The sequence below is a fragment of the Clostridium sp. 'deep sea' genome (assembly GCF_014931565.1).
Taxonomy (GTDB): Bacteria; Bacillota; UBA994; order PWPR01; family PWPR01.
Map to the genome: position 1 here is coordinate 3,363,650 of NZ_CP063353.1, position 14,529 is coordinate 3,378,178.

General features: G+C 31.8%; 4 protein-coding genes. All 4 read left to right on the top strand.

Annotation, left to right across the window (positions count from 1 at the left end; genetic code table 11):
* Positions 1 to 227: 227 nt before the first annotated feature.
* The 4 genes from IMX26_RS15615 to IMX26_RS15630 all read left to right on the top strand — a co-directional run bounded on the left by IMX26_RS15615 (position 228) and on the right by IMX26_RS15630 (position 14,433).
* Positions 228 to 1,178, top strand: coding sequence for an SAM-dependent methyltransferase (locus tag IMX26_RS15615; RefSeq protein ID WP_195159284.1), 951 nt, complete (start codon positions 228 to 230; stop codon positions 1,176 to 1,178).
* A gap of 472 nt (positions 1,179 to 1,650) precedes the next feature.
* Positions 1,651 to 2,235: a DJ-1/PfpI family protein gene (locus IMX26_RS15620; protein ID WP_195159285.1), complete on the top strand. Its 585-nt coding sequence runs from the start codon at positions 1,651 to 1,653 to the stop codon at positions 2,233 to 2,235.
* 178 nt (positions 2,236 to 2,413) lie between these two features.
* On the top strand, positions 2,414 to 3,103 hold the full coding sequence (locus IMX26_RS15625; RefSeq protein ID WP_195159286.1) for a 4'-phosphopantetheinyl transferase superfamily protein: 690 nt from the start codon (positions 2,414 to 2,416) through the stop codon (positions 3,101 to 3,103).
* Positions 3,104 to 3,582: 479 nt separating this feature from the next.
* Positions 3,583 to 14,433 carry a non-ribosomal peptide synthetase gene (locus IMX26_RS15630; protein WP_195159287.1) on the top strand — a complete coding sequence of 3,617 codons (10,851 nt, stop codon included), beginning with the start codon at positions 3,583 to 3,585 and terminating at the stop codon, positions 14,431 to 14,433.
* Positions 14,434 to 14,529 lie beyond the last annotated feature (96 nt).

Below are 14,529 nucleotides of genomic sequence, written 5' to 3' on the forward strand. Positions count from 1 at the left end.
CTTTAACTATATTTATGTGTACTATAGTGTTAACTTATTAAATTTACTGCAAAGTCTTTTCTTCGTGTGCTTTGTGTCATTTGTGGTAGATTAATAAAAGCTTAGGTTATTTCTGTTTGTTAAATGTTTAAACCCTTAAAACTTTGAATAAGGGTAAAACAGGTTTGTTATTATATTTTAAATAATGAGGTTTAATTTTTAAACAATTTAGGATAAAGGGGTATTTTATGAATGAGATAAGTTCAACACAGTATCTTTACCAAGTTAAACATAAAGCCCATGAGCATGATCTTTGTAAATTAGAGATTAAATCTCTCTTTAACATAAATGCTAAAGAACAAGTATTTATAACAATCAAAAAAGTTGATCCAGCTATTAGTCCATTTATAACTCTCCGTTTAATAATTCTACATAAGGCTAACTCTTTTTCCGATTTACTAACCACTATTAAAAACGCTAAGTATAATTACCATGATTTTAAAGTTGAATATGTTGTTTTATCGACTTTGTGCCCAAGTTATCACAGTAGAAAAAGCTATTGCAAACAAATTGGTTTACATATTATTGGTTACCCAAAATTCACTGAACCAGATATAGTTTTAGGAATAACTGAGTATCAAGGCAGTTGGTATTTTGGAGTTTTAAATCAAGATAAAGGTGTTTGGCGACATCATAAACACAAGCCCTATAATTATTCCGCTTCATTAAATATAACCACTGCTAAGGCTTTAGTTAATATTGCTAGTGAGGCAGACTTTTCTAAAAAACTAATAGATCCTTGCTGTGGTATAGGAACAGTGTTGTTAGAGGCTTTGTTTGCTGGCTACAATATTGTGGGACGAGATATTAACTATTTGGTAGCTAAACATGCTAATGTTAATCTAAAGTATTTTAATTATCCACAGGTTGTAAGCTGTGGAGATATTAAAGATATCACAGAGTTGTATGACGTGGCCATTATAGATATGCCTTATGGACTATATTATTATTCAGATAATGAAACTAAACTAACAATTATAAATAGTGCTAAAAAAATTGCTAAAAAAGTAGTGTTTGTTCATTGTGAAGATATCTCAGCTACTATTTTAAAAGCAGGGTTTGAAATAATAGATACATGTGTTATTGGTAAAGGAGTCAAGAATAGGAGTTTTAGCAGGAGTGTATGGGTGTGTCAATAATGGGGGGAGAGGTTTTTTCCACGGACGCTTCCATAATTAAATCTAACTCGGCGTCATACGCCAAAATTATTCATAACATATACTGGCTCGTATTATGTTCTTAATAATTATGGCTATTCCTTGATTTAGATTCAATTCTGAAAGCCACGGATAAATGATACGTTCAGCCTGTTAGGGGTTTTTTCCACGGACGCTTCCATAATTAAATCTAACTCGGCGTCATACGCCATAATTATTCATAACATATACTGGTCGTATTATGTTATGAATAATTCTGGCTATTCCTTGATTTAGATTCAATTCTGAAAGCCGTGCATTAAATTGACTTTGCGTTTTACGCCATAATTATTTATATCATATAGAATAAGATTTTTAAGTTTATTTATTTTAGAAGAGAAAAATTATATTTAACTAATAAATTATTTAATTAACAAAATATAGTATAATAAGATAACGAAAGGAGAGGTTAGAAATGCACAACAAAAAAACAGCAGTTTTATTATTTGATCTTTTTAGTAATTATGAAATAAGCGTAGCGTTATCTGTTTTAGCTCAAAGCAATAAAAAATACGAAGTGTTTTGTCTTAATGAGCATGCTATTAGTGAAGAAGGTTTACATGTTAAAAGAACAAAGTCATTAAAGCAACTCTGCATTAGTGAATATGATTCATTGTTAATACCAGGCTGTATGGATCTTAGTGATATAGTTGATAACCAACAAATACAAAGCTTTTTACAACAATTTGACTCGCCAAATATAATAATTGCTAGTATTTCAAGTTCCCCAATCTTATTATTAAAAGCAGGAATGTTACAGAATAAAAAATACATAGCTGGAGTTTTAAAAGCTGGCCTCCTAGAAGAAGGATTTACCATGCAGCAAATGAAAAATATGAGAGATATTACAGAGCTAAAAAATGAAGATGGCTCTATAGACACTTATCATATTGATGGTAACCTATTAACGGCTATTGGCTGTGGCTTTATTGAATTCGGCATTCAATTCGGAAAAATGCTTCAATTAGAGTTTGAACCAGGTTGGTATGCAGTTAAGTAATAAACCTATTTTTATGGCATAAAGAATAAAACATATTATTGCCAAGGAAATTGTTAAAAATATACAAATAAGCAATCATAATCAATTTATAAGTTTATATTATTAGCTACAAAGCTGTTAATATTTATTTAGCAGGTTTAAAATTATGAAAATAGAGATATTAGGGGTAGAAAATTAAATGATTAATATTTATAGCTTTAATATAAGTGAAGACTTAAATAAAGATACTTATAATGAACTACTTAGTTTTTTGCCCCAAGAAAAACAGCAAAAGATTAATAAGTTTAGATTTTATAAAGATGCTTTACGTAGTTTAGTAGCTGAGCATTTAGTTCGCTATAGTTTAAAAAAACAATATCATCTTAATTACCAAAAGAGTTTTGCTAAAAATGAGTATGGAAAACCGTATCTTACGGAATACCCCCATATTCATTTTAACGTATCACATGCTGGTAACTGGGTGGTTAGTGCTATTTCTAACAATAGTGTAGGAATAGATGTAGAAGAAATTAAACCAGTCGATTTTGAGATAGCTAAGAGATTTTTTGCTAAAGAAGAGTATTTAACATTGCTAAATACTAAAGAGAGTGAACAACTAGAGTACTTTTTTAAGATTTGGACTCTTAAAGAGAGTTATATTAAAGCCATAGGTAAAGGGTTAGCTATATCCTTAGATTCATTTTCATTTACTTTAAACAAAGACATAATAGAATTTAAAAGCCAACAGTTTAAAACTAAACATTATTTTAAGCAGTTTTTAATAGATAAAAAGCATATAGTAGCTTTATGTGCAGTTCAAAATAATAATTACCAATTAAATAATATTAATTCAAATAAATTAAAATTAAGTATTAATGTAAATAATTAGTTAAATTATACCATATAAGTTAATAAAATAATCTGTAATAAAATATTTATTACAGATTATTTATTTTTACAATAATTTAATTGTAAATTTTAATGATAATGTAATATAAAAAACTAATATCTAGCAATATTAGACATATTTCGTCAAAGGAAAATATTATATTTTTGTCGAACACTTTAAAACAGATATCTAACAAATATACATTTAGTTTCATATTAAAATAAAATATGTTAAATAACTAAATATAAAGATTTATTAAAGTTACTTAAGTGATTTAAATAATATAATTACCAAAAAAAAGATAAATAAAATAGCATTTATAATAAAAGACTCATATAATATGCAGTTGTTATTTTTTGCTACCTCAAAGTAATTAAACACAATATATATTTATTTAAGGCTTTTTCGACTAGAGCCTTATTGTAAATATAAGGAGTAGTATAACTATCTGTTAAAAAAATATAGGACGGTGAAAACCAGTGAGCAATTTTTTGAGTGATGTTATTTTGGCAAAAAGCCACATCAAGAATTCTAACGAGAATGAATTCTCACCAGCAAGCATCGAGTTTACAATTAATGATGTTATTACAAATAAAATAAAGGCTGTTGTAGAAAAAGAAAAAATATCAACAAGTGTTTTTTTACTTACCGCTTTTAGTATTTTATTAGGTAAATATGCTAGTGAAGAAAAGTGTGTCATTGAAAATATCATTAAAAAGAATAATAAGTATAACTATGTTAATGTCACAAATGATATTAATAGAAGCAGTTTTTTGAGTGTTTGTGTTAACATAAATAAACAAATAAAAGAAGCTGTTAATGGTTTTAATGAATCAAATTATCATCATATTGGCTTTTGCAAAGAAGAAGTAGGGCATAACTCTAAGTTTGCTTTATGTATGAGTTACACAGAAAATGGTTCTCAAATAGAATCAAAAATAAAGTTTAATGAGAGCCTGATAAGCAAAATTGAGGTTCAAAAATTAATTAGTAGGTATTTAAATACTCTTAACTTAATTGTAAAAAAACCTGATATCGCTCAATGTGATATAGATATATTGTCTGCTAAAGAAAAAAAAGTTTTATTAAAAGATTTTAATAATAACAAACAAAAGTACCAAAGTGATAAAACTATATGTGAGTTAATAGAAAAACAAGTAATCAATAATCCCCATAGTATCGCTGTTGAATTCCATAATAATCAACTTACCTATTCCCAGTTAAATGAAAAAGCTAACTTATTAGCTAGCTATTTACAGCAAAAAGGTGTAAAGACAAATGATATAGTAGGCTTATTAGCAGAGAGATCTTTAGAAACGGTTGTTGCTATAGTAGCTATTCTAAAAGTTGGTGCAGCTTATATGCCTATTAATCCATTGTATCCTTCAAACAGAATAAATTATATGATAAGGGATAGCAAAACAAAGCTAGTATTAGCCCAGAATAAGTTCCTGAATAACTTATTAATAGAGCAAGAAATAATAGATATTAACGATAAAAATGCTTATAGCACTAACTCTTATAAGCCAAACCCTCTTAACTCAAGTAATACAGCCTACGTTATATATACATCGGGCTCAACTGGTAAACCTAAAGGGGTAGAGGTATCCCATAAAAGCTTACATAACTTTTTAAACTCATTTTATATTAGGTTCAATAAAAATATAGGCTACAGTGATAAATGTTTGAGCCTTACTAATATCTCTTTTGATGTGGCTGTAGCTGAAATCTTTTTTCCGCTATGTTATGGAGCAACTCTTGTATTATTTGAAAATGATCTTGTGCTAAATATTAATAATATAGCCCAAACTATAGTCAATAAAAAAATAACATTTACCTATATACCACCAACAATATTACAGGAAGTATATAATTTAATAAAAGATAAGGATATTGCACTTAATAAAATGTTAGTAGGTGTAGAGTCTATTAAAGACTATGTTTTAGAGCAATACTTAAGGTTAAATGCTAACATGCAAATAATTAATGGCTACGGGCCAACTGAAACAACTATTTGTGCCACCATGTTTAACTACCTTAGCCATAAACCAAGTGGTAATAATGTATCTATTGGTAGTCCATTATTAAATACTCAAATATATATTTTAGATAAAAATCAAAACCCAGTGCCTATGGGTGTGGCTGGAGAGCTTTGCATTGCAGGTGATAACTTAGCTAAAGGTTACCTACATAAGCCAGAGTTAACAGCCGAAAAGTTTATTAATAATCCCTTTATTGAGGGTACAAAAATGTATAAAACAGGTGACCTTGCTCGCTGGCATTATAATGGTAAAATTGAGTTTTTAGGTAGAATAGATTATCAGGTTAAAATACGAGGTTTTAGGGTAGAACCTGGTGAAATAGAGAGTCAATTGCTTAAAATTGAGGCTATAAAACAGGCAGTAGTTTTAGCTAAAAAAAATGCTGAGGGTATTAAATATTTATGTGCTTATTACATTGCCAATAAAGCAATAACTGTAACAGCTCTTAGAGAAAACTTAGCTTTAAGCTTACCAAACTATATGATACCATCATACTTTAAACAGTTAGCTGAGTTACCTTTAACTCTAAATGGCAAAATTAACCGTAAAGCTCTACCAGAGCCAACTGGAGATATTCAAACTGGGCAAGAATATGTATCTGCAACAAATTTAACAGAGCAAAAGCTTACAGAGATATGGAGTAAAGTTTTAGTTATAACTAAAATAGGCATAAATGATAATTTTTTTGTGCTGGGAGGAGACTCCTTAAAGGCAATAAAAATTATAGCAGCAATACAAGAACAGCTTAAAGTAAGTATAACTGTAAGTTCAATGTTTAAGCATGCGAGCATTAAAAAGCTTGCCCTGCACATTGCCAATTGCCAAAAGAGTGAGTATTTTACAATAGAGCAGGTAGCAAAACAAGAGCTTTATGAGGTATCTTCAGCTCAAAAAAGAATGTATGCTGCAAGTAAAACAGCTAACAATACCAATTATAACTTACCCTTAGTTAAGATTTTAGAGGGTAATGTGCAAAAACAAAAAATTGAACTATGTTTTAAACAGCTCATAAATAAACATGAGGTATTAAGAACATCATTTGAGATTGTTAATAACAATATCATGCAACGAATTCATGACCAAGTAGCTTTTAATATGCAATATGCTGAAATTAATTCAAATTCATCACAGCAAGTTCATAATGAGGTTAAGAAGTTTGTTAGGCCCTTTAACTTAGCTCAAGCCCCATTATTAAGGCTTAAGCTACTAAAACTTAAACAAAATAAATTTGCTTTAATGATTGATATGCACCATATAATAGCTGATGGAACATCTGTAGCAATTCTTATGGAGCAATTCTCCAAGCTTTATAACGGTGAAAACCTTACAACAGCCAGGGTTCAGTATAAAGATTACACTGCTTGGCAGCATAAAGTAACTAACAGTGACTTACTAAAAAAAAGTGAAGAATATTGGAGCAATATTTTTAACAATGAAGTTCCTGTATTAAACTTGCCTACAGATTATAAACGCCCTAACGTTCAAAGCTTTGAGGGAGATACTGTTAGCTTTAAAATTAACAAATCTTTAACCCGTAAACTAAAAAATATTTGTAAAGCTAGTGGGGCAACTTTATATATGCTTTTAATGGCAGCCTATAATGTCTTGTTAGCAAAATATACTGCTCAAGAAGATATTGTAATAGGGGTAGCAGCAGCAGGCAGACAACATAGCGATTTGCAACAGATGATTGGGATGTTTGTAAACACTTTAGCACTGCGTAACTACCCTCATGGTCATAAAAAATTTAGTGAGTTTTTAAACGAAGTAAAACAAAATGCCTTAAAAGCATACGAAAATCAAAACTATCAGTTTGAGATGTTAGTTGAAAAACTTAATATGCAAAGAGAGCAAAGTCGCGCTGCTTTAATAGAGACAATTTTTGTTTTGCAAAATACAGATAATAAAGAACTTGAATTGCCAGATGTTAAAGTAACAAACTATCATTTTAAAGACCATGTATCTAAGTTTGATTTAAGCCTTGAAGCATATGAGCAACATGAGGTAATAGAATTTAACTTTGAATACTGTACAAAGCTTTTTAAAAGAACAACCATTACCAGATTAATTAGTCACTTTAAAAACATTCTTAAAGTAATAGCTAAAGACTGTTCAATAGAGTTATCACAAATAGAAATGCTTTCCGACAGTGAAAAGACTCAAATCCTAAAAGACTTTAATAATACAAAAACCCAGTACCCTAATAATAAAACACTTTGTGAGCTATTTGAACAGCAAACCCAGCTTACCCCAAATAAAATAGCCGTAGTACATAATCATAAAAAAGTTACCTATAAAGAGCTCAATGAAAGAGCCAACAAACTTGCTTTTAGATTAATAAAGCATGGCGTTTTACCAAATAACATAGTTGCAATTATGGCAGATCGTTCTTTAGAAATGATAGTTGCAACATTGGCCATTTTAAAATCGGGGGCAGCATACTTGCCAATAGATACTGATTACCCAGCTGAGCGTGTAGCTTACATGTTAAGTGACTGTGAAGTGAATGTTTTATTAACAGAGCAAAAATACCTTAATCAGCAAAGCTTTAAAGGAACAGTAATTAACTTAAATAATGAAAAATCTTATAGCCAAAGTAGTTGTAATCCACAGCAAACAACAACTGCCGATAGCCTAGCTTATATTATTTATACCTCTGGAACAACTGGTAAACCAAAAGGTGTTGCAGTAAAGCAAAAAAATGTTGTAAGGTTAGTAAAAAATACTAACTATATCAGGTTTAAACCAGAGGATAAAATTCTACAAACAGGCTCAATTACCTTTGATGCTTCAACCTTTGAAATATGGGGGGCTTTACTTAATGGCTTAAGCCTATACCTTACAAGTAAAGATGTAATTTTAAGTGCTGAAAAACTTGGAGAATACTTACTAAGTAATAGCATAAATATTTTATGGCTTACATCTCCTTTATTTAATAAAATTTGTGAAGAAAAGCCAAATATCTTTACGGGATTAAGCTATCTTTTAGTAGGTGGCGATGTAGTATCTCCTAAAAATGTTGCCCTAGTAAAACAATACGCCCCACTGCTAACAGTGATAAATGGATACGGACCAACAGAAAACACCACCTTCTCTACCTGTTATGTAATAAAAGATAACTTTAATCAATACAAAACACTGCCAATTGGCAAACCCATAGCCAACTCTACTGCCTATATCTTTGACAAACATAACAAGTTAGTACCAATAGGTGTATATGGTCAGTTATGTGTGGGGGGAGATGGTTTAGCAGCAGGTTACCTAAATAAACCTCAACTAACATCTCAAAAATTTGTTAACAACCCTAGTTTAAAAGGTCAGTTAATGTACCGTACAGGAGACTTAGCGCGTTGGTTACCCGATGGAAATATTGAGTTTTTAGGTAGAGTTGATCATCAAGTTAAAATTAGAGGCTTTAGAATAGAGCCAGCTGAAATTGAAAATAGCTTGTTAAAGCTAGCTGGTATAAAAGAGGCTCTAGTAATTGATAGAGGAGAAAAGAGTAACAAATACCTATGTGCTTATATTGTGACTGATACCAAATATAGCCCCAAAAAGTTAAGACAAGAGCTTAAACAGGATTTACCTAATTACATGATTCCCTCTTACTTTATAAACTTAGCTGAAATGCCTCTTAATCAAAACGGTAAAATAAACCGTGAACTTTTTCCTCACCCTACCGCAGATATGAAAACAGGCATAGAGTATGTTAAAGCAAATACGGAGCTTGAAAAAAAATTAGTTAAGATATGGTGTGAGATATTAGGGGTAAATAAAATAGGTATCAACGACGATTTCTTTACCCTAGGAGGTCACTCCCTAAAGGCTATAAATGTAGCAGCTCTTATTGAAAAAGAGCTATTAGTAACCATTACTGTAAGTGATATCTTTAAAAACCCAAACATAAAGCAGTTAGCAGAGTATCTTAATAAAAGCGTAAAAAGTGAATACATAGCGTTAGAGCCCGTACAAGTGCAAGATTATTATCCGGTTTCATCAGCGCAAAGAAGAATGTATGCCTTAAATCAATTTTCAACAGATAATATTAATTACAATGTAACCACAGTAAAAATTCTTACAGGAAAACTAAACAAAAATCAGGTTGAGTTTTGCTTTAAACAATTAGTAACAAGGCATGAGGCCTTTAGAACTAGCTTTGAGTTAATTAATAATCAAATCAGCCAAAAAATACACAGTGAGATAAACTTTAAGATTGAATACACAGAGCAAAATCTTAATAGCCAAGACTTAATAAAAGCTGAAATATTTAATTTTGTTAAACCCTTTAAGTTAAATGAAGCACCATTACTAAGAGTAAAACTTATAAAAGTAGCTGAAGAAAAACATATTTTAATGTTTGATATGCACCATATAATCTCCGATGGTAGCTCTATGGATATTATAATGAATGAATTTACTAGCTTATATAAAGGCGAAAGTCTTGAAGAATTGGCTTTTCAATACAAAGATTACTGCGCTTGGGAGCAAAAAAAACTTAGCTCTCCAGCCATGAAAAAACATGAACAATATTGGCTTAATCAGTTTACAGAAGTCCCGGTGCTTAATATGCCAACTGATTACAATCGACCAAGTTATCAGAGCTTTAAAGGAGATACTATTGGCTTTAATATTAGTAAAGAGCTAAGTAAAAGCCTTTATCAAGTCTGTCAGCAAAACGGAGTAACCATTTTTATGGCATTATTGGCAGCCTACAATATCCTGTTAGCCAAATACAGTGGGCAAGAAGACATTGTAGTGGGTACACCTATTGCAGGTAGGCAGCATGCCGATTTAACTAAAATATTAGGTATGTTTGTAAATACCCTAGCTATAAGAAACTACCCTAATAACAATAAAAGTTATAGTGAGTTTTTGCAAGAGGTAAAACAAAACTGCTTAAAGGCCTATGAAAATCAAGACTATCCATTTGATAAACTAGTTGAAAAGCTAGATCTTAACCGAGATTTAAGTAGAAATCCTTTATTCGATACCATGTTTATTCTCCAAAATACTGAAAACAAAGAGCTTGAAATTGCTGATAATAAGCTCAAACCATTTCCATTTGAGCGAGGCAAAGCTAAGTTTGATATAACCTTAGAGGCAAGAGAGCTAAATAATAGTATTTATTTTAATTTAGAGTATGCCACAAAGGTATTTAGTAAACAAACAATAAAAAAGCTTATTAACCATTACCAAAACATCTTAATTGCAGTTGCCAATAATCCACACATTAAGTTGGCTGAATTAGAGATGTTGTCTGCAAAAGAGAAACAACAACTACTAATTGAATTTAATGATACCAAAACCACATACCCTAAAAAACAAACGATTTGTGAATGTTTTGAAGCATTGGTTGAAAAGGTACCTAATAATTGTGCGGTTGTTTTTGAGGGTAAAAAGCTAAGCTACCGAGAGCTAAATGAAAAAGCGAATCAGCTAGCTAGAGCTTTAAGAGCAGAGCATATTAAGCCAGATTCAGTTGTTGCTTTATTAGCAGATCGCTCACTAACAATGATGATAGCAATTATGGCAATACTCAAGGCTGGTGCTGCTTATATGCCAATATCGCCAGAGTACCCCAAAGATAGAGTGAACTACATGTTAAAGGATAGTAAAGCTACGGTATTACTAACCCAAAATCACTTAATAAACAACATAAGCTTTAACGGAACTGTGTTGGATTTAAACAGTAGCAAAATCTATGAGGCAGATTCAAGTAATTTGCCCCTAGTAAATACGGCCAGTGATTTGGCTTATATAATTTATACCTCTGGTTCAACAGGTAAACCCAAGGGGGTAATGATAGAGCATGGCAATGTTATTAACTTAGTCACAGCCTTAAATAAAAACATTTACAGCAAATATCATAACTACTTAAACATAAGCCTAATTGCACCGTACGTGTTTGATGCCTCCGTAAAACAAATCTTTGCTAGTTTATTGCAGGGTCATTGTCTGCATATTATACCCGAAGAGTGTCGGTATATGGGCGCAGACTTGGTTGAGTATTACATTAATAATGCTATAGATGTATCCGACGGTACACCGTCACATTTTAAACTAATTTTAGAAGACAATACTGAAAATATAAAAAACATTCCGGTAAAACACTTTATTATTGGTGGAGAAGCACTTCCTGTGCAAGTAGTTAAGGATTTTTTAGCATTTTTTAAAGCTAATAAACCCAATATTACAAATATCTATGGACCAACAGAGTGCTGTGTAGATACAACTGCATTTTTAGTAGATTATCAACAATTAAGCAGGATGAATAGTATTCCCATTGGTCATCCATTAGCTAACTATCAAGTTTATGTGCTAAACAAAACACATAAACTACAGCCTGTAGGTGTGGCTGGAGAGTTATGCATAGCTGGTGAGGGTTTAGCCAGAGGTTATTTAAATAGTGCAGAGCTTACTGACCAAAAATTTGTAAACAATCCCTTTGCAGTTGGCGAAAAAATGTACAAAACAGGCGACTTGGTAAAGTGGTTACCTAGTGGCAATCTTGAGTTTTTGGGTAGAATAGACTACCAGGTTAAAATAAGAGGTTATCGTATAGAGATAGGTGAGATTGATTCACTAATAAAAGCATATGAAACAGTTAAGGACTCTGTGGTATTAGCTAGAGATCAAAATGATGAAAAAATACTGGTTGCCTATGTTGTTGCTAAAAATGAGCAGCAGTATAGTGAGAAAAAGCTTAAAGAGTACTTAAAAAATAAATTACCAAAGTATATGATTCCAACAGCCTTTGTAAAGCTAGATTTTATGCCCTTAAATGCTAATGGCAAAGTAGACCGTTTTGCTTTACCAGAGCCAAACTTACAAAGAGATGCAGATGAACTCTATGTTGCACCACGTAATCAAGCTGAAAATGAAATGGCTAACAAGTGGAATGAGATACTTGGAGTTAAAAAAATAGGTATTGATGATGACTTTTTCGATTTAGGAGGAGACTCCTTTAAGGCTATAAAATTGGTACGCAGTGTTAGCGAGGGTTTAGGGGTAATGGATTTATTTAAAAACTCCACAATTAGGGAGTTAATTAACTACCTTTCTCAGGACAATTCTGGTGAGAGAGGCATGTTAATTGAGTTTACTAAAGCCATTGCAGCTAAAGACCAAGAAGTATCTCTTATTTGCTTTCCTTTTGGGGGTGGTAGTGCAATATCTTATCAACCTTTAGCCAATGCCCTACCCCCTAATTATTCTCTATATGCGGTGGAATTACCTGGCCATGATTTTAGTCGACCTAACGAAGAACTAATGTCAATTAAAGATAGTGCAAATCGTTGTTTACAGGAAATAAAAGAAAAAGTAACCGGACCAATAGTATTATATGGACATTGTTTAGGAGCTACTATGGCTGTTTATTTGGCTTATGAGCTAGAAAAAGCAGGCAGGCAAGTACAGGGAGTATTTGTAGGCGCTATGTTCCCTGCACCGCGTATTACCAACATGTTCTTTAAAATATGGGATAAAATCTTTCCAAGCTTATTAACAGATAAAGGAAATAAAGACCTCTTAAGAACAATTGGTGGTTTAACCAGCGATATTAGCCCAGCTGAATCAGACTTTATTATTAGAAACCTTAAACATGATTCAAAAGAGTGTATAGACTGGTATAGTGAGGTTTATAACACTAAAAACAAGCCAAAGTTTAAGGCACCCATTACCTGTGTTATAGGTGATGGAGATAGAATGACCGAATTTTATCAAGAGAGATACCACGAATGGGAATTCTTTAGCGATTATGTAGACTTAAAAACAGTAGAAAATGGTGGCCATTTTTTCTTTAAGAGTCAGGCTACCGAGCTGGCTAACATAATTGAAAATAAGGTTAATTTATGGCAAAGTTGTGATACTAATGTTCAAGATCAGGTAGCTGCTACCAATGAAAAAGTAGTTAATATGAAAAAACATAAACGAGTAGTGCCCAGCATGCAACTATTTTTAACCGTGGCAATAGTTCAAATAATCTCTGAGGTAGGTTCTATCATAGCTACCTTTGGTGCAGGCCTGTGGATACTCCAGCAAACCGGAACTTTATCTGCTTTTGCCACCATGTTATTATTTAGAATTATACCAACAATAATAATAATGCCGTTTGCGGGGACAATTGTTGATAGATTTAATAAGCGCTTAATATTAATTTTAGGTGATATAATTGCCGCATTAAGCTCTATTAGCATATTAATACTCTTATATAATAATGGATTAGAAACCTGGCATATCTATGTCTTTACAGTACTATCATCTATTGCAACTTGCTTTAGACAGCCAGCATATTTAGCAGCAGTAACACAAATTACCCCTAAAATGTACCTGGCACAAGCCAATAGTGTGGCTCAGTTTTCGGGGGCAATAGGCAATATAGTAGGACCAATTTTTAGTGGTTTACTGATGATAACAATTGGCTTTAAGGGTTTAGTGATTATTGACTTAGTATCATTTATAGTTGCAATAGCTGTATTATGTTTGCTAAGATTCCCAAATACCATGTTTACCAGATCCGAAGAGCCTATTTTAAAAGAGCTTTTAGGTGGTTGGAACTTTATAATAAAACGCAAAAGCATGGTAGCAATGGTAGTGTTTTTCTTGTTAGTTAACTTTGTATTTGGCATATTCGATGTAATATTAATACCCTTAGTTAGTAGCTATGCCAGTGAAACAACACTGGGCTTTGTAAGGTCATTTATGGGTGTGGGTATTTTAGTTGGTTCAATTATAATGTTGGCAACAGGTGGTATTAGAAAAAGAGCTAAAGGTATGGTTGGTTTTGTAGTTCCTTTAGCCATATCTGTTTGTATAGCTGGCTTAAGGCCTAACCCTGTTTTTGCTGCAATAGCATTTTTTGGAGTATTTTTCTCTACAGCTATAGTAGATGTTCACTGGCGTTCCTTAATTCAAGTTAAAGTAGGACTAGAGCTACAAGGGCGAGTATTTGCTGTTAATAGAATGTTGGTTTCTATTTTAACACCTATTAGTTATCTTACCGCTAACATGCTTACAAATAAATTAAAACCATTATTGCAAACCAATTTCTTTAACTCTTCAGTAGTTAACTTTATAGTGGGAGAGGGAGCTGGCAAAGATATGAGACTTGTTTTAATAATTGCAGGAATAACACTCTTGGTTTGGGCTGTTTTAGGACTCAATTATAAGCCATTGAGCAATATGGATGATATTTTAGCGGACGCTAGTCAAGGTCAAATTATAGTAAAAGATAAAGACAAACTGCAAAAGCTAATAGATAAAAAGCAGTCAGAAAAACGAGTTGTATAAAATATCCAATAACATAAATAACCAAAAAGAATGTTATATGTAAAATATAACATTCTTTTTATTATTTTTTGGCATAAATTTAGGTTTATTTTAAAT

Coding starts and splice junctions, on each gene's coding strand:
- IMX26_RS15615 (WP_195159284.1), top strand. CDS start 228: ATGAATGAGATAAGTTCAACACAGTATCTTTACCAAGTTAAACATAAA.
- IMX26_RS15620 (WP_195159285.1), top strand. CDS start 1,651: ATGCACAACAAAAAAACAGCAGTTTTATTATTTGATCTTTTTAGTAAT.
- IMX26_RS15625 (WP_195159286.1), top strand. CDS start 2,414: ATGATTAATATTTATAGCTTTAATATAAGTGAAGACTTAAATAAAGAT.